Source organism: Bradyrhizobium genomosp. III (genome assembly GCF_000261705.1).
Classification (GTDB): Bacteria; Pseudomonadota; Alphaproteobacteria; order Rhizobiales; family Xanthobacteraceae; genus Bradyrhizobium; species Bradyrhizobium ottawaense.
In genome coordinates, this window is the sequence record NZ_AJQF01000147.1 from 36836 (window position 1) to 59145 (window position 22310).

Below are 22310 nucleotides of genomic sequence, written 5' to 3' on the forward strand. Positions count from 1 at the left end.
ATGCTTGATCCGGATCAACAAGCGCCACCGGCACTGGGATATGCTACGAGAGTTACGCTGCGACCTTGATAAGGTAACTCGATAAAGATGCGCCTCGTCCGTACCATCCTGGCATTCGCAATCGCCATATCCCTGGCGATGCTGCCCGTTGGCGCGTCCGCATCCGGGCTTGCCATGTCGTCGGACGATATGCCGGCGACCATGCAGATGGGCAGCGACGCCGGGATGGCGATGGACGATTGCTGCCCCGACATGAAGGGGACGCCCTCCCAGACTATCGGCTACAAATGCGGGATGGGTTTCTGCTGCGTCGGCGGCACCATCGCGCTCGATGCCATCAGGCCCGTCGTCTTCGGGCATTTCGCCGTAGCGGTGAGCACGATCGCCATCCCCGAGGATCAGGTCGTCTCCGTCCGCGGCAGCAGTCCTCCCTTCCGACCTCCTCGAATCTGATCTCGCAACAGCCGAACGCGCGCAGCACGTTTGCGCGCGACGACAACTGACGTGCGCGCTTCATGCGCCACGGCGAAAAATCAGATCATGAGGACAGGACAATGCTTTCCAAATTCAGCACCGCGGCGCTCGCCGCCACCCTTTCGCTTGCCGCCTCCGCCGCGATGGCGGGCCCCAGTGACTACGCCTTCGAGCCCGTCACTGCGCAAATGAAGAAGGGCGACGACGTCACGCTCTCGATTCGCCTGACCAACAAGCAAACCGGCAAGCCGGTGGCGGACGCCGTCATCTTCAAGACCCGCGTCGACATGGCCCCGGACGGGATGGCCGAGATGGAATCGGCGGTCGCGCCGCTTCCGTCGCAGGAGCCGGGCGTCTACGCCTTCCGGACGGACCTGCCGATGGCCGGCCGCTATCAGGTGACGCTGTCGGCGAAAGTGCAGGGCGAGCCCGAGACCGTCACCGGCAAGGTGATCGTCACGGCGACCAAGTGAGCGTGCGGACGCTGCTTGCGGCGTCCGAATTTTCTCCTTCCCCTCACATGGACGCGTGCCAAGCGCGCGAAGACACACCATGAAGACGCTGCGTCTCCTGACACTTCTCGCGCTGGCCGGTGGCCTGGCCGTGGGCGCATACTGGTCCTCGCACGGACGCTGGTCCGCTCATGCCGAGGCGACCCCGGCTGCAGCTCAAGCGGACCGAACTCCGCTCTACTATCGTGACCCCAGCGGCGCGCCACTCTGGTCCGCTAGTCCGAAGCAGGACGACCGTGGCCGGGATTATCTGCCGGTCTATGAAGACGGTCAGGCGCCTGCGACGGCACCAAAGCCACCGCAGGCGACTTCCTGGCGAAAAATCCTGTACTACCGCAACCCCATGGGCCTGCCCGACACCTCGCCGGTGCCGAAGAAGGACCCGATGGGGATGAACTACGTCCCCGTCTACGAAGGCGACGAGGCCGACGACGGCACGGTCAAGCTCTCGCCGGGCAAGATCCAGCGCACCGGCGTGAAGTCCGAGCCGGTCGAACGACGGACGATCCGCGTCACGGTCAAGGCACCCGGCACGATCCAGCTCGACGAGCGCCGCGTCTCTGTCATCGCGATGCGCGCCGAAAGCTTCGTGCAGAAGGTCGCCGACGTCACCACCGGCACGCGTGTGAAGGCGGGCCAGCCGCTGATGGAGATCTACAGTTCGGCGGTTGCGTCCGCCGCGGCGGAATATCTTGCGACGATCACCTCCAAGACGGTGGGCGGCGTCGAGATGTATGGCCGCGGCTCGCGGCAACGGCTGGTCAATCTCGACGTGCCCGAGCAGGTCATCGCCGAGATGGAGAAGACGCGCCGCGCGCCCGTCACCATCCATTGGTCGGCGCCGCGCGACGGCATCGTGCTCGAGCGCAACGCGATCGAAGGCATGCGCGCCAATCCCGGCGACGTGCTGTTCCGGATTGCGGATACCTCGGTCGTCTGGGCCCTCGTCGATATCGCCGAACGCGATCTCGGTCATATCGCGGTGGGGCAGTCCGTGGCGGTGCGCGCGCGGAGCTTTGCCGGCCGCATCTTCAGCGGCAAGATCGCAATCGTCTATCCGCAGGTGAACCGCGACACGAGGACGGTTCGCGTCCGGATCGAGCTTGCCAATCCCGATGCGGCGCTGCTGCCGGACATGTATGTCGATGCCGAGATCGACACGGCCGACGCCGCGCCCGTGCTGGCGATCCAGGATAGCGCGGTGCTCGACACCGGCACGCGGCAGGCCGTCCTCGTGGACAAGGGGAAAGGGCGCTTCGAGCCGCGCGAGGTGAAGCTCGGCCGGCGTGGCGGCGGCTACATCGAGGTGCGGGACGGGCTTGCCGACGGCGAGGCGGTGGTCACATCCGCCACCTTCCTGATCGATGCGGAAAGCAATCTGAAGGCCGCGCTCAAGGGTTTTGCGGAAGGAGCGCCTCAGGCGTCCGATGCGGGCCATGCGGCGGGAGAGCGCAAATGATCGCCCGCATCATCGCCTGGTCGGCGCGCAATCTGCTGCTGGTGCTGTTCGGCACCGGTTTTGCGGCCGCCGCCGGTCTCTATGCGCTGATCCACCTGCCGCTGGATGCGATCCCTGATCTCTCCGACACCCAGGTCATCGTCTACACCGAATATCCCGGCCAGGCGCCGCAGGTGATCGAGGACCAGGTCACCTATCCCTTGACGACGGCGATGCTGACCGTGCCGAAATCGAAAGTCGTGCGCGGCTTCTCCTTCTTCGGCGCCTCGTTCGTCTACGTGATCTTCGAGGACGGCACCGACATCTATTGGGCGCGCTCGCGCGTCCTGGAATTTTTGAACGGCGCGGCTTCGCGGCTTCCTGCCGGCGTCACCCCGACCATCGGTCCCGACGCCACCGGCGTCGGCTGGGTCTACCAGTATGCGGTCCTGTCGAAGGAATTGAACCTGGCGGACACCCGCACGATCCAGGACTGGAATCTGAAGTTCGCGCTGGCCAAGGCCGAAGGCGTCGCCGAGGTCGCCAGCATCGGCGGCTTCGTCAAGCAGTACAACGTGGTGCTCGACCCGCAGCGGATGCGCGATCGCGGCATCAGCATGCAAAAAATTCGTGAGGCGATCCGCGCCAGCAACGCCGATGTCGGCGGGCGCACCGTCGAGCTCGCCGAGTTCGAATACGTCATCCGCGGCAAGGGCTATATCAAGAGCATCAACGATCTCGGCAACATCGTGCTGAAGACCTCCGGCGGAACGCCGGTGCTGCTCCGCGACGTCGCCAATGTCGAGCTCGGACCGGACGAGCGCAGGGGCATCACCGAGCTGAACGGCGAGGGCGAAGTCGCCAGCGGCATCGTGCTGCAGCGCTTCGGCGTCAACGCGCTCGACGTCATCGAGAACGTCAAGAAGCGCTTCAAGGAGATCGCGAGCAGCCTGCCGAAATCGGTCGAGATTGTCCCGGTCTACGATCGCTCGAACCTGATCTACGCGGCCATCGACACGCTCAAGCACACGCTGTTCGAGGAGAGCATCGTCGTCGCGCTGGTCTGCATCGTGTTCCTGCTGCACGTCCGCAGCGCGCTGGTCGCGATCCTGATGCTGCCGGTCGGCGTGCTGATGGCATTCGGCGCCATGAAGCTGCTCGGCCTCGGCTCCAACATCATGAGCTTAGGTGGCATCGCGATTGCGATCGGCGCCATGGTCGATGCCGCGATCGTCATGATCGAGAATGCCCACAAGCACCTCGAACGCGCCGAGCCCGGCCAATCGCGCGTGCAGATCCTGATCGATGCCGCCTCCGAAGTGGGGCCTGCGCTGTTCTTCAGCCTGCTGATCATCACCGTGTCGTTCATGCCGATCTTCACGCTGGAATCGCAGGAGGGGCGGCTGTTCAGCCCGCTGGCGTTCACCAAGACCTTCTCGATGGCCGCCGCTGCCCTCTTGTCCGTCACGCTGGTGCCGGCGCTGATGGTGATCTTCGTCCGCGGCCGGATCGTCCCGGAGAGCCGGAATGTCATCAATCGTTTCCTGATCTGGATCTACCGGCCCGTGATCAAGGGCGTGCTTCGCGCCAGGACGCTGGTGATCCTGGCCTGCCTCGCAATCCTCGCCGTCACGACATGGCCGGCGCGGCAGCTCGGCACCGAGTTCATGCCGGCGCTGAACGAGGGCACGTTGCTCTACATGCCGACGACGCTGCCCGGCATCTCCGTGACCAAGGCGGCCGAGTTGATGCAGACGCAGGATCGCATCATCAAGTCGTTCCCCGAGGTCGCCTCCGTCTACGGCAAGGCGGGACGGGCGGCGACCGCGACCGATCCGGCACCGACCGAAATGTTCGAGACGGTGGTCAATCTGAAGCCGAAAGAGCAGTGGCGTCCCGGTGTCACCCTCGACAGCCTGATCGCGGAGATGGACAAGGCGCTGCAGTTCCCCGGCGTCTCGAACGCCTGGACCATGCCGATCAAGGCCCGCATCGACATGTTGTCGACGGGCATCCGCACGCCTGTCGGCGTCAAGGTCATGGGCACCGACCTCGTCGAGATCGACCGGCTGGCGCGGCAGGTCGAGCGGGTGATCAAGACTGTCCCGGGCACGTCGTCGGCCTACGCCGAGCGCGGTATCGGCGGCTACTATCTCGAGATCGTCCCGGACCGCGAGGCGCTCGCGCGCTACGGCATCCTGATCCAGGACGTTCAGGACACCATCGCGGCCGCGCTCGGCGGCCAGACGGTCACGACGACCGTGGAAGGCCGCCAGCGCTTCACGGTGAACATGCGCTATCCGCGTGACCTGCGCGACAATCCCAAGGCGATCGCGAGCGATATCCTGGTGCCGATGCCGGCGGGCGGCGCCGTGCCGCTCGGCGAGGTCGCCAAGGTCGAGCCGGCGCGGGGGCCGACCTCGATCCGGACCGAGAACGGCCAGCTGGCGACCTACATCTATGTCGACATCCGCGATCGCGACATCGGCAGCTACGTCGCGGACGCGCAACGCGCGGTGACGGAGAGCATCCAGTTTCCCGCCGGCACCTATGTCGTCTGGAGCGGCCAGTACGAATATCTCCAGCGCGCGGCGGCGCGCCTCAAGATCGTCGTGCCCGTCACGCTCACGATCATCTTCCTGCTGCTCTACCTGAACTTCAGGGCGCTGACCGAGACGCTGATCGTGATGCTGTCGCTGCCTTTCGCGCTGGTCGGCGGCATCTGGATGATGTGGTGGTTTGGCTTCAACCTGTCCGTCGCGGTCGCCGTCGGCTTCATCGCGCTCGCCGGCGTTGCTGCCGAGACCGGGGTCGTGATGCTGATCTACCTCGATCACGCGCTGGCCGAGATGAAGGCGAGGCGCGACGCCGAGGGCGGGGTCTTCACCCGGCGCGATCTCCATGACGCCATCATGGTGGGCGCGGTCGAGCGCGTCCGGCCCAAGATGATGACGGTGGTCGCCATCATGGCGGGCCTGCTGCCGATCATGTGGAGCACCGGCGCGGGATCCGAAATCATGCAGCGCATCGCGCTGCCGATGATCGGCGGGATGATCTCGTCGACATTGCTGACGCTGATCGTGATCCCGGCGATCTTCGGGCTGGTGAAGGGGCGGGGGCTGCCTGATGGCGAGCAACCGGCGCTCGCCGACCAGCCTGCCGTTGAAACGGAGAACGGCATGCGCGCTCCGCAAGCCGCCGAATAGGATCGCGAGACGTCGTCCGGCTCTCAGCCGGACCGTGCCTCCTGGCTCCGCAGCAGGCGGTGCGTCACCGTTCGTGCGATCGCCGCCGGCGCTTCCTCGGGGATCGCAAAGCAGGAGCTCGCGTTGATCTCGCACAGCACGTAGGTGTCGGCGCCCGCCGCATCCGGCGGCCCGTACAGGAAATCCGCATCCCAGATCACCGGCAGTGACAATTCATCGATACCGAGCGTTTCCATCATCTGCGGCGTCCATTCGTCCTCCATCGACCTTCGCAGCGCCTGGAACGGCGGAGCATCAGGCCCGTGCATGATGCGCGGCCCCGGTTGCGCCTCGGGCGCGTCGGGGCCTTCCGGCGGCGGCGGGATCAGGGCCTTGATCACTTGGTGCCCAAAGCCCGCGACCCTCGCGCCGCTCATGTAGCAGCGGATCATCCCGTCGGGCAGGCGAGGTTGAAACGCCTGGTCGATGATGCAGCCGCCCCATCCGAAATACGGCTCGCAGCGCGCCACCAGCTCGTCGAACCTGATGTCCTCGGGCCGGCTCCCGCGCTGGGCATGGAGTACACGAACCGTCTCGTTCGTGTGCGGAAGCGCTTCGACCTTCCAGACGCCCTGGCCGCCATTGCCGCGATTTTGCTTGAGCACGCGAGGGCCGTGCGCGCGAAGGCGCGAGGGAAATTCGGCGCGGAACGCCGCGGCGCTGTCATAGCGATGCGTGTCGGCGCCCCAGCCGAGGTGACGCGTGCGGTAGAGCACCTCCTTGACGCCCATCTTCAGGATCACGTCGGGATGGGCGCTCACCCACGGTCCCTGCGCCGCGACGTCGCGCAGCAGGGGATCGAGCTCGGCGCGCGTCTTGCCCTGGTGGATCGGATCGACCCAGACCAGCACGCCGTCAGCCGCGAGCAATTGGTCGCGGACTGCGTCGGCAAAGCTTTCGTCGTAGATCACGGGGTGCGCGTCGATGCCGAGGGCGGCGAGGGCCTCGAAGACGCGGACGAAGCGGCTGTTTTGCGCCGTCGTGTCGCGGCACGCGGCGGCATCGCCGCGTGAGAGGATGGCCAGTGTTTGGCGGGGGGAAGGGTGTCGTTCGGTGTCCATGCGCAAGCTCCACGAATGGCGTGCTGCGCAGAGCTTGGACCGGGGTCTCACGGGGAGTCTGCTTCGTCCCCACGTGACCAACCCTAATGAGATCGTCCGGTCGTTTCAAGATGCCGGTTGGTGCGGTTCCGTTCCGAGTGAACTCTTCGTGACGCGCCTCGGCCATGCGCGTGTTGACAGCTGGGCCACCCGGGTTTCTATTCGACGTGACGGGGATTTGCGATCTCCCCGCGAGGCGACATGCCCAAGCATCGCGTCCTGATCACCAAGGGCGCAGCATGTCATCGTTTCCCAATCTCATCAGACAAATCGTAATTTTCCATTCGTGCGCGGCGTCGGCGCCGAAGCGCGTTGGCGTCGTCTCGTCGCGCCGCGCCGAAAACGACTTCACCTGGGGCAGGAGACGCCAGGAGAATGTCATGCGGACAAAGGTCATCTTTCACACAATCCTCTTTCTGGCGATCGCCAGCGGGCTGTCGAGCGCACGCGCTCTGACACGAGAGGAGGTCGTCGCCAAAATCCAGGCGGCCGGCTACACGCAGGTCAGCGACATCAAATCGACCGCCGAGGGCACGACCGCAAAAGCCGTGAAGAACGGCAAGGACGTGCGGCTCGTCGTCGACAGTGCCGGCCAGATCAAGGAGCAGAAGTGAGACGCTGACGGCTGAATCCAGCTTGAGGAGCAGAGCAATGCGAAAGACCATCTCGGCGCTGATCGGCGTCAGTGCCTGCCTCATCGCGGGCGCTCATGCGCAGGATCTCGATTGGAATAAGGTTGACGAGACGCTGGGCCGCAAGCCCGCCGTTGCGGACGATGTCCACCGCTACGGCTTTCCCCGCACCGATCTCACCGTGACCCTGGACGGGGTGACGATCAAGCCGGCGCTGGCGCTCGGCGGCTGGCTCGCGTTCAAGCCCGCGCATGGCGGTGCCATGGTTATGGGCGATCTCGTGCTCCTCGAGACCGAGATCAATCCCGTGATGGCGAAGATGATCGCGAGCGGTCTGGAGATCACCGCCGTGCACAATCATCTGCTGCGCGCGAGCCCGGCGACGTTTTACATGCACGTCGCCGGACACGGCGATCCCGTCAAGCTGGCCTCGGCGATCCACGATGCGCTGGCCGAAAGCAAGACTCCCTTGACGGTCGCGGCGCCGGCGGGCCCGCCGCCTGCCATCGACCTCGACACCGCCAAGCTCGATCAGGTCATCGGCGTCAAGGGGCAGGCCAACGGCGGCGTCTACCAGTTCAACGTCAAGCGGCGCGACCCGATCACGGAGGACGGCATGCTGCTGACCCCCGTCTGTGCGATGGGCGTTGCGATCGCCATCAACTTCCAGCCGACCGGAGGAGGCAAGGCCGCCATCACCGGCGATTTCGTCCTGACCAGCGACGAGGTGAACCCGGTCATCGTGGCGCTGCGCACGCACGGCATCGAGGTGACGGCGCTGCACAGCCACATGCTGGACGAGCAGCCGCGGCTGTTCTTCATGCATTTCTGGGCCAACGACGACGCGGTCAAGCTGGCGAATGGCCTGCGTGCCGCGCTGGACAAGACGGCCAGCACGAGGAGCTGATGCGGAGCTGTGCCGGCATCGCCTCTCGCCGCTACGGCTGGGGAGGATAGCGCTCGAACGCCGGCAGTTCGTGCGCATGCTCCATCCAGCGAAGCCGCTCGGCGACCTGGATGTGCATCGTCGCCGGCACGACCTCGGGATCATCGTAAGTCGCACTCTGGATGTCGATGACCCCCGGCAGCATGTCGGCATTGATATAGAACAGGCCGGTGCCGCAATGGCCGCAAAAGTGCCGCCGGCCGTGTTCCGAGGAATTGTAGATCTTGGGCTCGCCCTTGGTCACCTTGAGTGCGCTCTCCGGATACATCGTCCAGCCGACGACCGGAGCGCCGGCGTGAAGCCGGCAGTCGCGGCAGTGGCACAGCGCATGCACGATCGCGTCGCCCTCGACCTCGTAACGGATTGCGCCGCAGTGACAGCCGCCGGTGATGGTGCTCATGCGTTCCTCCCGATGGATCGATCTTGCCGATCGATAGCTCTCGAGAGGTGCGGCTTCAACGCTGCAAGCGATTTGAAGTTGCGTCCTACTGTCGCCTGACAGCTGCTGCCATCGGAGCCGGCTCAGCGCGCTCCGACCACTTCGCCGTCTTCCTTCACGAACCGGCCGACCGGATGATCCAGCAGATCGATGACCGCTTCCGAGGGCCGGCACAATCGCGTGCCCTTCGCCGTCACCACGATCGGGCGGTTGATCAGGATGGGATGCGCGAGCATCTGATCGATCAGCTCGTCATCGGTCCATTTGGGATCATCGAGGCCGAGATTGCGAAACGGCGTGCCCTTCTCGCGCAGCAGCGCGCGGACGGAAATGCCCATAGCCTTGACGAGCTCGAGCAGCTTCTCGCGGGACGGCGGCGTCTTCAGATATTCGATGACGACGGGCTCGGCGCCGCTCTGCCGGATCATCGCCAGCGTGTTGCGCGAGGTGCCGCAGTCGGGGTTGTGGTAGATCGTGACGCTCATGGTCGGTCTCCATGCCTCACCGGTGGGCTTCCAAGGCCGTCGGGACTTTGCCAGCGCCGGCCTCGTACCAGCCCCTTGTCGCCTTGACGATGCGGACGACGGACAGCATCACCGGGACCTCGACGAGAACGCCGACCACGGTCGCCAGCGCAGCGCCGGAGTCGAGGCCGAACAAGCTGATCGCGGCGGCGACCGCCAGCTCGAAGAAGTTGCTCGCGCCGATGAGAGCGGCCGGAGCCGCAACGCACCAGGCCACGCCGAACCGCCGGCTCAGCCAATAGGCGAGGCCCGCATTGAAATAAACCTGCACCAGAATCGGCACGGCAAGGATGGCAATGACGAGTGGCTGCCGGACGATCTGCTCGCCCTGGAAGCCGAACAGCAGCACCAATGTGGCGAGGAGCGCAACTAGCGACACAGGCTGCAGCATCCGCATGGCGCGGTTGAAGCCGTCGTCGCCTCCGCGCAGCAGCACCTTGCGCCACAGCTGAGCAACGATTACGGGAACCACGATATAGAGCAGAACGGAGAGCAGCAGCGTGCCCCAGGGGACACTGATCGAGGCCACGCCAAGCAGCAGTCCCACCAGCGGCGCGAACAGGAACACCATGATCACGTCGTTCAGGGCGACCTGGCTCAGCGTGTAGTGAGGCTCCCCCTCGCACAAATTGGACCACACGAACACCATCGCGGTGCAAGGCGCCGCCGCCAGCAGGATCAAGCCGGCGATGTAGGACGAGATCTGGCCGGACGGCAGCCACGGTGCGAAGAGGTGGCCGATGAAGAAAGAGCCCAGCAGCGCCATCGAGAACGGTTTTACGGCCCAATTGATGAAAAGGGTGACGCCGACGCCGCGCCAATGCTTCCGCACCTCGCCCAACGCGCCGAAGTCGATCTTCAGCAGCATGGGCACGATCATCAGCCAGATCAGCACCGCCACCGGCAGGTTGACCTTGGCGACCTCGGCGGCTGCGATCGCGCCGAAGAAACCGGGCATGACGTGTCCCAGTGCGACGCCGACGACGATGCACAGTGCAACCCACAGAGTGAGGTATCGTTCGAAGATGCTCATTGTCACGCCACGTCGCTTCTGCCTGACGTCGCGCCGTCGGAGCGGCCGATCTCGCGCAGCCTGGTGCCGAGCGACAGCTTGTCGATGCTCCTCAGCGGCAAGTTCACGAAGGTGTCGATCCGGTTCTTGAGATATCGGAACGCAGTGACGAACGCCGCCTGCTTCTCCAGCTCGGAACCTTCGGCCGCGGCAGGGTCCTCAATGCCCCAATGCGCCGTCATCGGCTGGCCCGGCCAGATCGGGCAGGCTTCTCCGGCCGCGTTGTCACAAACGGTGAAGACGAAATCCATCACGGGCGCATCGGCGCTCGCGAATTCCAGCCAGCTTTTCGAGCGTAGCCCGTCGACAGGGTAGTCCGTGCTCTCAAGCGTGCGCAGCGCAAGCGGATGCACCGCGCCCTTTGGCGCGCTGCCGGCGGAGAAGGCCCGAAAGCGGCCGGCGCCGTCTTTCCAAAGGATCGACTCGGCCAGGATGGATCGCGCCGAATTGCCGGTGCACAGAAACAGCACATTGTAGATTTGGTCAGGCACGGCTTCGCTCCTTCCGTTTTGGCGAGCAGCAGGCTTGCAGTGTCTCGACGACGGGATCGCAGACCTCCGGCCGTCCGCCGCAGCAATCGCGCAGCAGGAAGAGCGTGACGTCGCGGAATTCGCCGAGATTGGCGCGGTAGACGATCGAGCGGCTGTGCCGCTCGGAGGAGACGAGGCGTGCCCGGGTCAGGATCGCCAAATGCGCGGACAGCGTGTTCTGGGGAACTTCCAGCAGACGGGCGAGGTCGCCCGCTGCAAGGCCTTCGGGCTCGTGCCTGACCAGCGTCCGGAATGCCTCCAGGCGGGTCGGTTGGGCCAGTGCGGCGAGGGCGAGGACGGCTTCTTCGTTTTCCATATATCCAGATCTATGGAAATGTTGCCGGGCCGTCAATCTGAATCTGATTCATGCCGGTCGGAACAAAATTCGAATATTCTAGAAATACGGTTTGACAACCGGCGTGAACGAGCGCAGCCTGGCACCATGAAGATCGCCGACGCAGCAGCACGTCTGGAGGCCCTGGGCAATCAAACCCGGCTTCAAATCTACCGGGCCCTGGTTCGGGCCGGGCATTCGGGCATGCCCGTCGGCCGCCTGCAGGACAAGCTGAAGATTCCGGCCTCGACGCTGTCGCATCACATCAAGACCCTGGTTGCGGTCGGGCTGGTCAGCCAGGTCAGGGAATCGACGACCCTGATCTGCCACGCAAACTTTGACGCGATGCGGGGCTTGGTGGATTTCCTGGCCTCGGAGTGCTGCGCGGACGAAGTCGGATGCAAGAATACACAAACGGCGTCCTGATTTTTCGGGCGAATTATTCGATGATTCTAGAAAGATGGGAGAAGTCGGAATGAACGCCAAGACGGTTGCCATCATCGGAGCCGGGCCTGTTGGCCTCGCTGCAGCTGCGCATGTGCTCGAGCGCGGTATGTCTCCGATCGTGCTCGAGGCCGGGCCCGAAGCCGCCCACGCGGTCCGTCAGTGGCAGCATGTCCAGCTGTTCTCGCCGTGGGAATACAATGTCGACAAGGCGGCGGCGCGGCTGCTCGCGCTGACGGGGTGGAATTCACCAGACCCTCACGCCTATCCGACCGGCGGCGAGCTGATCGACCGATATCTCACCCCGCTCGCAACGCGCACGCCGCTGCGTGAGGCGATCCGGACGTCGAGCCGGGTCACGGCGATCAGCCGCGCCGGCTTCGACAAGGCGAAGACGAAGGGCAGGGAGCAGGCGCCGTTCGAAATTCGCTATCAGAATGGCAAAGGCCCCGAGGTGCTTCGCGCCGATGCCGTCATCGACGTGTCAGGCACGTGGTTCTCTCCCAACCCCGCCGGCAGCAACGGTTTGCCCGCGATCGGCGAACGCGAACGCGCCGGCCGCATCGCCTATGGCATGCCGGATGTGCAGGGCACTGAGCGCGCCAGATATGCCGGCAAGACCGTTGCCGTGCTCGGTGCCGGCCATTCCGCTTTGGGCACTCTGATCGATCTCGTGCGGCTCGCGGGCGAGGTATCAGGCACGCAAGCGATCTGGCTGTTGCGTGGCACCGATCCCGCAAAGGCGTTCGGGGGCGGCAGCAATGACAAGCTTGCCGCGCGCGGCGAGCTGGGCTCCACCTTCGCCGCGCTCGTGGCAGCCGGAAAGATCAGGGTCGAAACAGACTTCGGCGTCACGCATCTGTCGGACTCCGAAGGCCGTCTCAGGATTTCGGCAGGCAGCTGCTGCGGTGCGCAGAGTGTGGTGGCCGACGAACTGATCGTCTCTACCGGCTTCCGTCCCGATCTTTCGTTCCTGTCCGAGCTGCGGCTGCGGCTCGATCCGGCGATCGAGGCTCCGGCCGCGCTCGCGCCCCTGATCGATCCCAACGAGCATAGCTGCGGCACGGTTCGGCCGCACGGGGCGCGCGAGCTCGCGCATGACGAGCCGGGCTTCTATCTCGCCGGCATGAAGTCCTACGGCCGTGCGCCGACCTTCCTGATGATGACGGGATACGAGCAGGTCCGCTCGATCGTCGCCGACATCGCCGGCGACAAGGCGGCTGCGGCACGGGTCGAGCTCGTGCTGCCGGAGACCGGCGTCTGCACGCGCGGCGGTGTCGAGACGGCGGGAGCGGGATGCTGCGGCGGGCCGGCGAAGGAGGAGCCGTCAGCCTGCTGTGCTGACGATGAAACCGCCAAGAAGGCAGGTCGCGCGGGGTGCGGCTGCTCATGACGCAGGTCCCGGCGGACCGGGTGGCCGGTCCGCTCGCCATTGTCGTCGCACTCGGAACCGCGCAGACCATTGCGTGGGCGTCGAGCTACTATCTCCCTGCCATCCTGGCCGCGCCGATTGCGCGCGATCTCGGTCTTGCGCCGACCTATGTGTTCGGCGCGCTGTCGGGAGCGCTCGTCGTCTCCGGCCTGCTCGGGCCGCGCGTGGGGCATGCCATCGATACGTTCGGAGGGCGCGGTCTGCTTGCCGTTTCGAACCTCGTCTTCGTGGCAGGCCTGCTCCTCCTGTCTGTGGCTCATGGCATTGCGGTGCTGGTTGCGGCCTGGGTGTTGCTCGGGATCGGCATGGGCATGGGCCTTTACGAAGCGGCCTTCGCGACGCTTGCGCGCATCTCCGGCAGCAACGCGCGGCGAACCATCACCGGCATCACCCTGATCGCGGGTTTCGCCAGCACGCTTGGCTGGCCCCTCACGACGTGGCTGGCCTCCGAGTATGACTGGCGCGTCGCCTGCCAGGTGTGGGCGGCGATCCATCTCTGCCTGGCGTTGCCGCTCAATCTGTCGCTGCCGCGCGCCGTTCCATTGGACCAGCAGCCGCGACCGGATCCTGGCGCGAGCCAAAGATCCGGACGGCAGAGCGAGACGTTCGCGATGGTGCTGCTGGCTTACATGTTCGCGGCGGCAAGCTTCGTCAGCTCGGGTGTCTCGGCCATTCTGCCGACCATGCTGGTTGCGTTCGGCGCGACGCCGGCGCAGGCCTTGCTCGCAGGAGCCCTGGTCGGGCCCGCGCAGGTCGGTGCCCGCCTGCTGGAAGCAGGATGGCTCGGCCGGTTTCATCCGCTGTTGTCGGCGCGGCTCGCCATGCTCATGAATCCGATCGGGGTTGTTGCATTGGTCGCGGGCGGCCCCTTCCTCGCATCGACTTTCACGGTGCTCTATGGCGCGGGCAACGGCATCATCACCATTGCCCGCGGTACGCTTCCCCTGGCGTTGTTCGGGCCGGCGGGCTTCGGCAGACGGGTCGGCATGATCTCGTTGCCGTCGCGGGCCACCGGCGCGCTCGCGCCACTCGCGCTCGGGCTGATGGTGGAGCATTTTGGCAGCAGCGCGCTATGGATCAGCGCGCTGGCTTCTATCTCCGCGTTTTTTGCGCTTCTGTTGCTGCGTGCAGACCAGACGAGATAGGGACTGAGGGGAGGCGAGCATTCGGAGCTTGAGCGGGGGGGCGCTGATTGCGGTGATGTGTATCGGCCAGCTCGGCAATCTGCTGCCGCACGTCACGCTGTCGGCGAATTTGGCGCAGCATCTGATGCCGGCTTGGGGGCTGTCTGCCGCCGAAGGCGGGCTGATGGCGAGCGGCTATGCGTTCGGCTACATGCTGGCGGTGCCGGTGCTGACGACGCTGACCGATCGCATCGACGCGCGGATCGTGCTGCTGTGGGGCTCCATCGTTAGCGGACTTGCGACCATGGCCTTCGGCATTTTTGCCCAGGGGTTCTGGTCGGGCACACTGATCTGGTCGCTCGCAGGATTGGGCTTCGCCGGCGCCTACATGCCGGGGCTGAAGGCGCTGACGGACCGGTTGCCTGCCGGCGACACCTCGCGGGCGGTGACGCTGTACACCTCGAGCTTCTCGGTCGGCGTCGGCCTGTCGTTCCTGGTTGCGCAAGTCCTCGCCGATCGCTGGGGATGGCGGACCGCGTTCTACGTCACCGGCGTCGGCCCCATCGCGATGGTGGTTGCGTGCCTCCTGATCGAGGGCCGCCGGCCTGTCCCGAAGACGGGGCGGCTGCTGAATTTCGCGCCTGTCTTCGCCAATCGCGAGGCGCTCGGCTACATCCTCGGTTACGGCGCGCACTGCTTCGAGCTCTATGGCATTCGCACCTGGCTGGTCGGGTTCTGGACCTTCGTCGTTGCGCATCAGGGCGGGCCGTCCTGGATGACGCCCGTGCTGATGAGCTTCTGCTTCGCGGTGATCTCGATGCCCGCAAGCATCCTCGGCAACGAGGCCGCCCTGAAGTTCGGACGGCATCGCGCCATCACGGTGGTGATGATCGCGTCAGCCAGCGTCGCGCTCGTGATCGGCCTCAACGCAACGGCACCGGCATGGGTGCTCGCGCTGCTGCTGATGCTCTACGGCCTGACGGTGCCGGCAGATTCGGGTGCGTTGACCGCAGGGATGTCGGCCGCGGCAATCTCCGAGCATCGCGGCGCAACGCTGGCCCTGCATTCCACGGTCGGCTTCGGCTTGTCAGCCGCCAGCGCGTGGGGAACCGGCGTCGCACTCGACATGGCCGGCGGTCCGCAGAGCGCGAGCGGCTGGCTGCTGGTGTTCATCGTTCTGGCAGCCGGAATCGCGCTGGGGCCGCTGGCGCTGCTGTGGTCGCGGCGGGACCATGCCGGCAAGCAGCCATCGTGAGCCCACTTGCTTCGGCATAGAAGCCCTACGCCGGATTGTTCCCCGCGGGCGTGACGACTTTCGATGGTGGCGCTCCGCCATCGCCGGCGCCGCGGCTTCGCCAGGGGATCTGCAGTCTCGGTTGTCCACACCCACGACCCGCAGTATCGAATTGCGCGCTCAACCTACTAGCGATCGATAATTTGCCAGCGCGGTCGGGCGCAGCTTTGATGACGGCATGAGCACCAAATCACGCGAGGTCATCTGGAGCGGCCGAATTCTGGGTGCGGAAATTTCGGCCAAGCACGCGCGCGAGGAGGCCAAAAAGGCCGTTCGCGAGGCCGACCGCGCCGAAGCCGAAGCCTGGTCGGTCCGCATGGAAGGTTATGGTGGTCCCTCACAGCCCTCGCCGACGATCGGCCAATGCCTCAACGGCGGCATGGGCTGGCTCGAGGTCGAGTGCAACAGGTGCAAGGCGCGTGCGAGCCTGCCGCTCGACGCAATCCGCCGTCCCCGCGATACGCCGATCTGGAAGCTGGAAGCCTCGCTCAAGTGCCGGTCATGCCGAAAGGGACGTTCCGCGCCGCCCGTCCACATGATCAAGCTGACGGCCACGCGAAGCATCACGCCGTACAAATGGGTGCATCCGACCGAGGAGAGATAGTCAGACGCTGCGACGACAACAGCCCGCGCGCCTTGTCGACCTCTGCCCCTGGCGCCGGATGTCTATCCTCGCTTTGGCGTCGGCACTTCGGGCTAAACCGGTCATCGTCACGGTCAAATGTGCCTCGGCAGAACCAAACGCGAGTTCAGGCTGGATCGATAGAAAAGATATCGTCGACTTCGAGACGCATGGTGTCGCGGCATTCGCACGCCGCCGCTGCGAGCCGCGATGGGTCGATCTCGATTTCGCCTCGCCGTTCAGATCTGATCGCTCCGGAAGCACGCAGATTGCGCATCAGGAGCGTCACCGTCGTCCGTCGCACACCCAGTATTTGCGAAAGCGTCTCCTGCGTGAGCGGGAGGACGTCGTGGTCGACGCGGTCGTGAAGATGGAGCAGCCAGCGTGCCATGCGGGCTTGGACCGGATGCAGCGCATTGCAGGCTCCGCCGATTTGTAGCTGTATCAGCATCGCCTTGAAGTGAAGCTGGACAGCGTGGCGGATCGCGGGGCTACGGCTAAAAGCCGCGTGGAATCGCGATACGGGGATCCGCGAGGCGGTGCCGGCTGCACGAACGACGGCGGTAACGGCCGCAGGGGACGGCCCCAGAACGGAAAGGGTGCCTACTGCTCCCTCGCGCCCTATCGCAACGCTGGCGACCGTCTGCCCGTTCGCCATGTCGATCATCACCGAAATGGCCCCACTATGAGGGAAGAGGACGTGCTCGGTCTGGTCACCCGCCCGCGAGATGACCGCGTCCCGATCGAGCGCGACCATCTCCAGCTCGGATGCTAGCAGACTGAAATCTGCCACCGGTAGGGCTGCGAGAAGTCGGTTACCAATTCCGCTGGGATGCGTCACCGTAGCCCACCGCGAACCGCATTTCGAGCGGCACAGGACGGCAAACTCGAACTTTGTTTGAAACCGCGTACGCCTCGCGCTCCGAAATCGAATCCAGCCGCGGAAGCTCTCAGTTTCAAAAATAAAACTCCGAAACACGCGGCCGCGAGGCGACGTTTTGTCTTACGCCATCATTCAGGACTTAGATTCAAGCGCTGTGTGGCACAATTGCAAAATGCGTATGGGTAACACCATAGGGGTTCCAATTTCCGGGGCGCGGCAAACGCTGCGGTGAGAGAGTTGCGCGAACCATGCCCTTCACCGCGATCGGCGCGATGATGAGCACAAGCTACTGAAGGGGCCGTTCAGGAACTCCGCCAGCACACTCCGCCGGTTTCGTTTGGTCCGAAAGTAGCCCGTGAGCGATAGGCAGGGTGAAGCAGAAGGGTAGCGGCTCGAGGCTTGCAAGCTACCGTCGCCGGCACGTCGCGTGATGTCCGTTCTTGCGCAAACGTAGCGCATCCCAACGCAGCTAGCGCGAAGCTCCTTTGCAAGGCTTGCGCTGAGGAAGGAACTTCCTGCCCCTTGCGGTTTCCCTGTTATGCACAGTCACTCCCCGACATACCTTCGTCTGTGTTGACAATCCCAAAAAAAGTTTGAGCGAGAGTCACAAACCGAACCGACTTCCCGCTTCTCGCAGCACAAAGTCGTGCCGGGTCGGGGCTGGATCAAGGCTCATCCAAAATCTGATCGAACACGGAGCGTGAGCTCTCGTGACGCAAGCGAGCGTTGCGAGGAATGCTTTCGCTTGAGAAAGGAAATGTTGCGTGACTGAAAGCCAAACGAAACTGCCGCCGAACGGAACGAACGTTTTCGCGATGCCATGGTTGGATTTCTCGAAGGTCATGTTGCCTGGCGTGGGGCGCGAGCTTGCCGAGCAGGGCCTCGCCCGCGCACGGGAAGGCTGCGAGAAGATCAAGGCCGCATCGGAAGAGATGACGCAGACGCTGCGTGAGACCTATTCGAGCAATGCGAGATGCACGACCGACTACGGGCTCAAGGTGTTCGAAATCTCAAACGCCAATGCCGCTTCTGCGCTCGATTTCTTCGTCCATCTGTTCGGCAGCAAGTCCGCGACCGATGCCTATACATTGTCGGCGGCGCACGCGCGCAAGGCTTTCGACACCGCCTCTGACCAGAACAGGGAGTTGTGGGGGCTTGCCCAGAAGCTCGCGACGGAAACGGGTGAGCCGATCAGGAAGCACTTCACCAGGGTCCTCCACCCAGGCGGCTAAAAGCGCGTTCAATTTCACATTCGGATTCGTTTGAAGAGGAGATCCGGCTGGTTGGATCACGCCCAACTGAGCGAGCACGCCCCACTGCCCCATGCTCGACCAACAAGGTGCGCGATGCCTATCAGGCCTCGCACCGACGAGAGGCGCATTCCAACCGGCCGGTGCTTTTCTGCAAACCACAACAAAGACAAATCGCAAGGGAGGGCAACATGGGAATGGTCATGGTCAAATGTCCACAAACCGGACACGCGATTCCCACCGGCATCAAGACTGATCGCGAGAGCTTTGGACGCCGCGCGGTGTTTTTCTCCCGCACCCGGTGTCCGATCTGCCGCACCGATCACGCGTGGTTCGCGCGGGAAGCCTGGGTCGACGAACCGGCCACCCGCACCGCGAACTGGCGTCTGGCACCGGAATATGGATGAAATGGTCGCCGGCGCCGCACCGCGTCAAAGACGACATGACGCATGAGTTGGTGCTGGCGGACCACAGCTCAGGGTCTTGATCTTTCCAGCAGCGTTAAATGCCAAGACCGCGTTCACTGCATTTTCCCCGCTGATGTACGAGATCACTGTCCCACCGTGCGAGGGTTGAAGATCGTCCAGCTCGGCAGCGGGGTGTTACCGCCGCCGTGAGGCGATCGTTGTCGCAGACCGCCCGGCGACGGGTGCCGCGGCTTTGGCGCGCGACTTGGCATAATCGGCCGACATCGCCAGCGCGGGGTCGCGGTCCCGGAGCTCCTCGGCCACGATTGTTTGAAGCCATCGCACGGCGGGTTCGTTGTCCATCCGCCGGTGCCAGTGCTGCTTCAACTCGATGAGAGGTATCGAGACCGGCGGGGGCAGCAGCTTCAGCCCGGCGTTCGCGTACCAGGCCCCGAGCGAGAACGGCACGGTGGAGATCATGTCGCTCGTCGCAATCAATTGCGGCACGCTCATGAAATGCGGCAGGTGCAGCACGACGCGGCGTTGCAGCTTGAGCTCGCGAACGCGCCTTTCGAAGATCTCCTGACTGCGCCCCTGCTGGTTTACGACGATATGGTCCGCGGCGAGAAACTGTTCGAGCGAGAGGGTGTCGCCGATCGTTGGATGATCCTTTCGGACGATGCTGGTGAAGGGATGATCGAACAAATCCTCTGTCACGATGTTCGGACCGACGAGGTCCGGAAAATAGCCTATCGCCAGATCGATCTCGCCGCTTTCGAGCGCGTCTTCCAGATCCTCGTGCGACGTCGGCAGGCACCGCAAGCTCGCTGCGGGAGCCATGCTGCGAATGCGTTGGAGGATCGGCGGGATGAAAATCAGGACGCCAATATCCGAGGTTGTGACCGTGAATACGCGGTCGCTCTCTTCCGGCACGAAACGCGGCTTGCGGAGTATCTGCTGATCGACGGTGGACAGCACTGTCCGCACGGCCTCCGCGATTGATTCCGCGAAGGGCGTTGGCCGCATGCCGCGCCCGGTCGAGAGAAACAGGGGATCGCCAAAGAAATCCCGCAGCTTGCGCAGACCGGTGCTGGCCATCGGCTGGCTCATTCCGAGCTCACGGGAGAGCGCCGACAGGTTCTGGGTGCGGAAGAGCCCGTCGAGCAGCAGAAGAAGGTTCAGGTCGAGCCGTCTGATATCCATCACATTGATAGCTTGTATTGAATAATACCGGATTTTCAATGACGGCTTTATGCGCGATGGTCTCCGCAACGCCCCCGCAGGGGCGACTTTGGGAGTGAAATCAAAGCCGTAGGTCGCCGGCCGTACAGGCTGGTCCGGTCCCCTTCCTCAGTCAGACTCTCACCTTTCCCACATCCGCTCACCACGTCGGTGCGTCGGACCACGACCGCGCGTGGCGCGAGGAATCGTCCGTAGATGCAGCCTGAACTTGCTGGAAGCTCTCAATACATCCTGACCCTGTCGTGCCGCGATGTGCCGGGGATTGTCGCCGACGTTTCGCGCTGTCTGTTCGAGAACGGCGGCAACATCATCGAGGCGGCGCAGGTCGACGAGATCATGAGCGAACGCTTCTTCATGAGGGTCGGTGTCACACTGTCGGAAGGGGGCGCGCAGAAGGCGCGAGCAGGCCTTGAGGTCATTGCCCGGAGGTTCGGCATGGAGTGGAAGCTCCGATCCCAGGCCGAACGCAAGCGCGTGCTCCTGTTCGTCTCCAAATTCGATCACTGCCTGGGCGATCTCCTCTATCGCCACAGGCTCGGCGAACTTCAGATGGACGTCGTCGGAATCGTTTCCAACCATCCGCGTTCGGCCCTTGCCGTCAGTCTCGTCGGCGACATCCCTTTCCATCACCTTCCGGTTACGAAGGAAACCAAGATGGAGCAGGAAGCGCAGATCAAGGCGCTTGTCGCGATGACGAATGCCGATCTCGTCGTTCTCGCGCGTTACATGCAGATCCTCTCGGATGATCTCTCGCGCCATCTCCATGGCCGTTGCATCAACATCCACCATAGCTTCCTGCCGGGGTTCAAGGGCGCAAAACCCTATCACCAGGCGCACGCGCGCGGCGTGAAGCTGATCGGAGCGACCGCGCATTTCGCGACGAGCGATCTGGACGAGGGGCCGATCATCGAACAGGACGTCGAACGGGTCAGCCACCGCGATACGCCGGACGATCTGGTCCGGAAGGGGCGCGACATCGAACGGCGTGTCCTTTCGCGCGCGGTCCATCTCTTCCTCGAGGACCGCGTCATCATCAACGGCGATCGAACGATCGTCTTCTCTAATTGAGAAACGGAGCACGACGATGTTGACCCCCAAGGGCATGCGCAAGACACCCGAAGGCTATTTCACCTCGCGTTGGGGCCTTCCCGAATACACGGACTGGATCGACGAGAGCATGTCGTGGAAGGAGACCTGCGCGATCGGCGACTGGTCGTTCCTCTGGGAGCGGCGCTTCAAGGGATCCGACGCCCTGAAGCTTTTCTCGGATACTTCCGTCAACAGCTTCCAGAAGTTCGACATCCGTCAGTCCAAGCACGTCGTTCATACGACAAAGCAGGGAAAAGTCATCGCCGAGGGCATCCTGACGCGGTTGTCCGAAGACGAGTTCATGTTGTTCGGTCGCGGCACATTCTGGGTCGACTACATCCGCCGGCACGGCGACTACAGGGTGACGTCCGCGGCCGATGACTGGTTCAATTTTCAAGTCCAGGGGCCGACGTCGCTCGCGCTTCTTGAAAAAGTCGCGAAGCAGTCGCTGCGAGACGTCAAGTTCATGCATTCGGGCGAGATCGAGATTGCCGGTTGCAAGATGCTCGCGCTGCGACAGGGCATGTCTGGCGAGATCGGCTTCGAGCTTCAGGGGCCTATGGGGCAGGCGGCGGCCGTCTACGACGCCATCGTCGCTGCCGGCCAGGAGTTCGGCCTGCGCCGGATAGGCGGCCGCGCGATCTTCATCAACCATCTCGAGGCCTGCTTCCCGACGATCGTCACCGACTACATGCCCGCGATCTTCGACGAGGACATGAAGGAGTATCAGGATGAGTTCCGCGCAGCGATGCCGGGGTTCGCGTCGACCTTCAACATCGCAGGCAGCTTCCAGTCGGACGACGTCCGTGACTGGTACCGGAGCCCGGTCGAGCTGGGCTGGGCCAAGAACATCAAGTTCGATCATGAGTTCATCGGACGCGCGGCGCTCGAGGACGAAGTTGCCCATCCAAAGCGCGTGATCCGCACGCTCGTCTGGAACGGAGACGACGTGGCCGACGTTCACGCCTCCCTCTTTCAGAAGGAGCATGACCCGTACCAGTACATGGAGATGCCTCGCGACCAGCGCGGCTTCATGTACGCCGACCGCGTGCTGAGTGGCGGAAAGGACGTCGGCGTGACGACGTCGCGGGGATATAGCTACTTCTTCCGCGAAATGTTGTCGCTCTGCACCATCGACGTCGATCATTCCGAGATTGGCAATGAGGTCGTCGTGGTCTGGGGCGAGCCCGGACGTCGGCAAAAGCAGATCCGCGCGAAGGTGGCGCCGGCGCCCTACAAGAAGGACAACCGTCGCGCTGATCTCTCCAAGGTCTGAC

The 22310-nt window shown here is 64.2% G+C and carries 24 protein-coding genes; 15 read left to right on the top strand and 9 right to left on the bottom strand.

Features of this window, described 5'->3' with window-relative positions; all coding sequences use genetic code 11:
- The first annotated feature begins 87 nt into the window (after window positions 1–87).
- The 4 genes from IC66_RS0112495 to IC66_RS0112510 all read left to right on the top strand — a co-directional run bounded on the left by IC66_RS0112495 (window position 88) and on the right by IC66_RS0112510 (window position 5630).
- Window positions 88–453 carry a hypothetical protein gene (locus IC66_RS0112495; protein WP_028142969.1) on the top strand — a complete coding sequence of 122 codons (366 nt, stop codon included), beginning with the start codon at window positions 88–90 and terminating at the stop codon, window positions 451–453.
- Between the two features lie 101 nt (window positions 454–554).
- Window positions 555–947, top strand: a complete 393-nt coding sequence (locus tag IC66_RS0112500; protein ID WP_038947844.1) for a FixH family protein — start codon at window positions 555–557, stop codon at window positions 945–947.
- A gap of 79 nt (window positions 948–1026) precedes the next feature.
- Complete coding sequence (locus tag IC66_RS0112505) at window positions 1027–2445, top strand: efflux RND transporter periplasmic adaptor subunit (RefSeq protein ID WP_038947845.1); 1419 nt, start codon at window positions 1027–1029, stop codon at window positions 2443–2445.
- Window positions 2442–5630 carry an efflux RND transporter permease subunit gene (locus IC66_RS0112510; protein ID WP_038947846.1) on the top strand — a complete coding sequence of 1063 codons (3189 nt, stop codon included), beginning with the start codon at window positions 2442–2444 and terminating at the stop codon, window positions 5628–5630. The genes IC66_RS0112505 and IC66_RS0112510 overlap by 4 nt, the downstream gene beginning before the upstream one ends.
- Before the next feature lie 23 nt (window positions 5631–5653).
- On the opposite strand, the gene IC66_RS0112515 is transcribed toward IC66_RS0112510, so the two are convergent.
- Window positions 5654–6730, bottom strand: coding sequence for a Cj0069 family protein (locus IC66_RS0112515; protein WP_028142973.1), 1077 nt, complete (start codon window positions 6728–6730; stop codon window positions 5654–5656).
- Window positions 6731–6992: 262 nt separating this feature from the next.
- Window positions 6993–7166: a hypothetical protein gene (locus IC66_RS46195; RefSeq protein ID WP_157158048.1), complete on the bottom strand. Its 174-nt coding sequence runs from the start codon at window positions 7164–7166 to the stop codon at window positions 6993–6995.
- Between IC66_RS46195 and IC66_RS0112520 the strand changes: the two genes are divergently transcribed.
- Together IC66_RS0112520 and IC66_RS0112525 are read left to right on the top strand one after the other, a co-directional pair.
- Window positions 7150–7383 carry a hypothetical protein gene (locus IC66_RS0112520; RefSeq protein WP_028142974.1) on the top strand — a complete coding sequence of 78 codons (234 nt, stop codon included), beginning with the start codon at window positions 7150–7152 and terminating at the stop codon, window positions 7381–7383. The two genes, IC66_RS46195 and IC66_RS0112520, sit on opposite strands and share 17 nt — an antisense overlap.
- Before the next feature lie 37 nt (window positions 7384–7420).
- Window positions 7421–8308, top strand: coding sequence for a DUF1259 domain-containing protein (locus tag IC66_RS0112525; RefSeq protein WP_038947847.1), 888 nt, complete (start codon window positions 7421–7423; stop codon window positions 8306–8308).
- Window positions 8309–8339: 31 nt separating this feature from the next.
- Here the strand turns inward: IC66_RS0112525 and IC66_RS0112530 are convergent, their stop codons facing one another.
- The 5 genes from IC66_RS0112530 to IC66_RS0112550 all read right to left on the bottom strand — a co-directional run bounded on the left by IC66_RS0112530 (window position 8340) and on the right by IC66_RS0112550 (window position 11228).
- The gene (locus IC66_RS0112530; protein ID WP_028142976.1) at window positions 8340–8747 is read right to left on the bottom strand and encodes a GFA family protein; all 408 of its coding nucleotides are present in this window, start codon (window positions 8745–8747) and stop codon (window positions 8340–8342) included.
- Window positions 8748–8869: 122 nt separating this feature from the next.
- On the bottom strand, window positions 8870–9271 hold the full coding sequence (gene arsC / locus IC66_RS0112535) for an arsenate reductase (glutaredoxin) (protein ID WP_028142977.1): 402 nt from the start codon (window positions 9269–9271) through the stop codon (window positions 8870–8872).
- Window positions 9272–9287: 16 nt separating this feature from the next.
- Window positions 9288–10343 (bottom strand): ACR3 family arsenite efflux transporter, encoded by a 1056-nt coding sequence (arsB, locus tag IC66_RS0112540; RefSeq protein WP_028142978.1) that lies wholly within the window; start codon window positions 10341–10343, stop codon window positions 9288–9290.
- A 2-nt stretch (window positions 10344–10345) separates the two neighbouring features.
- Window positions 10346–10873 carry an arsenate reductase ArsC gene (locus IC66_RS0112545; RefSeq protein ID WP_028142979.1) on the bottom strand — a complete coding sequence of 176 codons (528 nt, stop codon included), beginning with the start codon at window positions 10871–10873 and terminating at the stop codon, window positions 10346–10348.
- Window positions 10866–11228: an ArsR/SmtB family transcription factor gene (locus IC66_RS0112550; RefSeq protein ID WP_038947848.1), complete on the bottom strand. Its 363-nt coding sequence runs from the start codon at window positions 11226–11228 to the stop codon at window positions 10866–10868. Before IC66_RS0112550 ends, IC66_RS0112545 begins: the two co-directional genes overlap by 8 nt.
- 126 nt (window positions 11229–11354) lie before the next feature.
- Here IC66_RS0112550 and IC66_RS0112555 point away from each other — a divergent pair, with 126 nt between their 5' ends.
- The 5 genes from IC66_RS0112555 to IC66_RS0112575 all read left to right on the top strand — a co-directional run bounded on the left by IC66_RS0112555 (window position 11355) and on the right by IC66_RS0112575 (window position 16144).
- Entirely contained in the window at window positions 11355–11672 is a 318-nt protein-coding gene (locus IC66_RS0112555) for an ArsR/SmtB family transcription factor (RefSeq protein ID WP_038947849.1), read from the top strand.
- A gap of 49 nt (window positions 11673–11721) precedes the next feature.
- A complete protein-coding gene (locus IC66_RS0112560) occupies window positions 11722–13083 on the top strand; it encodes an NAD(P)-binding domain-containing protein (RefSeq protein ID WP_038947850.1) in 1362 nt (453 codons plus the stop codon).
- A complete protein-coding gene (locus tag IC66_RS0112565; protein WP_049806520.1) occupies window positions 13080–14267 on the top strand; it encodes an MFS transporter in 1188 nt (395 codons plus the stop codon). Before IC66_RS0112560 ends, IC66_RS0112565 begins: the two co-directional genes overlap by 4 nt.
- 55 nt (window positions 14268–14322) lie before the next feature.
- The gene (locus IC66_RS0112570; RefSeq protein WP_049806517.1) at window positions 14323–15501 is read left to right on the top strand and encodes an MFS transporter; all 1179 of its coding nucleotides are present in this window, start codon (window positions 14323–14325) and stop codon (window positions 15499–15501) included.
- Window positions 15502–15718: 217 nt separating this feature from the next.
- Complete coding sequence (locus IC66_RS0112575; protein ID WP_028142985.1) at window positions 15719–16144, top strand: hypothetical protein; 426 nt, start codon at window positions 15719–15721, stop codon at window positions 16142–16144.
- A 145-nt stretch (window positions 16145–16289) separates the two neighbouring features.
- On the opposite strand, the gene IC66_RS0112580 is transcribed toward IC66_RS0112575, so the two are convergent.
- Window positions 16290–17003 (bottom strand): Crp/Fnr family transcriptional regulator, encoded by a 714-nt coding sequence (locus IC66_RS0112580; protein WP_038947853.1) that lies wholly within the window; start codon window positions 17001–17003, stop codon window positions 16290–16292.
- Window positions 17004–17809: 806 nt separating this feature from the next.
- On the opposite strand from IC66_RS0112580, the gene IC66_RS0112585 reads away from it, so the two are divergent.
- Complete coding sequence (locus IC66_RS0112585) at window positions 17810–18277, top strand: phasin family protein (protein ID WP_240536376.1); 468 nt, start codon at window positions 17810–17812, stop codon at window positions 18275–18277.
- Between the two features lie 209 nt (window positions 18278–18486).
- A complete protein-coding gene (locus tag IC66_RS0112590) occupies window positions 18487–18702 on the top strand; it encodes a hypothetical protein (RefSeq protein ID WP_028142988.1) in 216 nt (71 codons plus the stop codon).
- Window positions 18703–18897: 195 nt separating this feature from the next.
- On the opposite strand, the gene IC66_RS0112595 is transcribed toward IC66_RS0112590, so the two are convergent.
- Window positions 18898–19905 (bottom strand): LysR family transcriptional regulator, encoded by a 1008-nt coding sequence (locus tag IC66_RS0112595; RefSeq protein WP_038947855.1) that lies wholly within the window; start codon window positions 19903–19905, stop codon window positions 18898–18900.
- A gap of 234 nt (window positions 19906–20139) precedes the next feature.
- On the opposite strand from IC66_RS0112595, the gene purU reads away from it, so the two are divergent.
- Both purU and IC66_RS0112605 read left to right on the top strand, forming a co-directional pair.
- Window positions 20140–21012: a formyltetrahydrofolate deformylase gene (gene purU, locus IC66_RS0112600; RefSeq protein WP_038947856.1), complete on the top strand. Its 873-nt coding sequence runs from the start codon at window positions 20140–20142 to the stop codon at window positions 21010–21012.
- A 16-nt stretch (window positions 21013–21028) separates the two neighbouring features.
- Entirely contained in the window at window positions 21029–22309 is a 1281-nt protein-coding gene (locus IC66_RS0112605; protein ID WP_038947857.1) for a glycine cleavage system protein T, read from the top strand.
- Window position 22310 lies beyond the last annotated feature (1 nt).

Bases quoted from the DNA above. Each gene is read 5' to 3' on its own strand.
- IC66_RS0112590 (WP_028142988.1), top strand. From the start codon at position 18,487: ATGGGAATGGTCATGGTCAAATGTCCACAAACCGGACACGCGATTCCC.
- IC66_RS0112500 (WP_038947844.1), top strand. From the start codon at position 555: ATGCTTTCCAAATTCAGCACCGCGGCGCTCGCCGCCACCCTTTCGCTT.
- IC66_RS0112550 (WP_038947848.1), bottom strand. From the start codon at position 11,228: ATGGAAAACGAAGAAGCCGTCCTCGCCCTCGCCGCACTGGCCCAACCG.
- arsC (WP_028142977.1), bottom strand. From the start codon at position 9,271: ATGAGCGTCACGATCTACCACAACCCCGACTGCGGCACCTCGCGCAAC.
- IC66_RS0112495 (WP_028142969.1), top strand. From the start codon at position 88: ATGCGCCTCGTCCGTACCATCCTGGCATTCGCAATCGCCATATCCCTG.
- IC66_RS0112525 (WP_038947847.1), top strand. From the start codon at position 7,421: ATGCGAAAGACCATCTCGGCGCTGATCGGCGTCAGTGCCTGCCTCATC.
- IC66_RS0112560 (WP_038947850.1), top strand. From the start codon at position 11,722: ATGAACGCCAAGACGGTTGCCATCATCGGAGCCGGGCCTGTTGGCCTC.
- IC66_RS0112605 (WP_038947857.1), top strand. From the start codon at position 21,029: ATGTTGACCCCCAAGGGCATGCGCAAGACACCCGAAGGCTATTTCACC.
- IC66_RS0112565 (WP_049806520.1), top strand. From the start codon at position 13,080: ATGACGCAGGTCCCGGCGGACCGGGTGGCCGGTCCGCTCGCCATTGTC.
- IC66_RS0112595 (WP_038947855.1), bottom strand. From the start codon at position 19,905: ATGGATATCAGACGGCTCGACCTGAACCTTCTTCTGCTGCTCGACGGG.
- IC66_RS0112575 (WP_028142985.1), top strand. From the start codon at position 15,719: ATGAGCACCAAATCACGCGAGGTCATCTGGAGCGGCCGAATTCTGGGT.
- purU (WP_038947856.1), top strand. From the start codon at position 20,140: ATGCAGCCTGAACTTGCTGGAAGCTCTCAATACATCCTGACCCTGTCG.
- IC66_RS46195 (WP_157158048.1), bottom strand. From the start codon at position 7,166: ATGACCTTTGTCCGCATGACATTCTCCTGGCGTCTCCTGCCCCAGGTG.
- IC66_RS0112510 (WP_038947846.1), top strand. From the start codon at position 2,442: ATGATCGCCCGCATCATCGCCTGGTCGGCGCGCAATCTGCTGCTGGTG.
- IC66_RS0112570 (WP_049806517.1), top strand. From the start codon at position 14,323: ATGTGTATCGGCCAGCTCGGCAATCTGCTGCCGCACGTCACGCTGTCG.
- arsB (WP_028142978.1), bottom strand. From the start codon at position 10,343: ATGAGCATCTTCGAACGATACCTCACTCTGTGGGTTGCACTGTGCATC.
- IC66_RS0112515 (WP_028142973.1), bottom strand. From the start codon at position 6,730: ATGGACACCGAACGACACCCTTCCCCCCGCCAAACACTGGCCATCCTC.
- IC66_RS0112505 (WP_038947845.1), top strand. From the start codon at position 1,027: ATGAAGACGCTGCGTCTCCTGACACTTCTCGCGCTGGCCGGTGGCCTG.
- IC66_RS0112530 (WP_028142976.1), bottom strand. From the start codon at position 8,747: ATGAGCACCATCACCGGCGGCTGTCACTGCGGCGCAATCCGTTACGAG.
- IC66_RS0112555 (WP_038947849.1), top strand. From the start codon at position 11,355: ATGAAGATCGCCGACGCAGCAGCACGTCTGGAGGCCCTGGGCAATCAA.
- IC66_RS0112520 (WP_028142974.1), top strand. From the start codon at position 7,150: ATGCGGACAAAGGTCATCTTTCACACAATCCTCTTTCTGGCGATCGCC.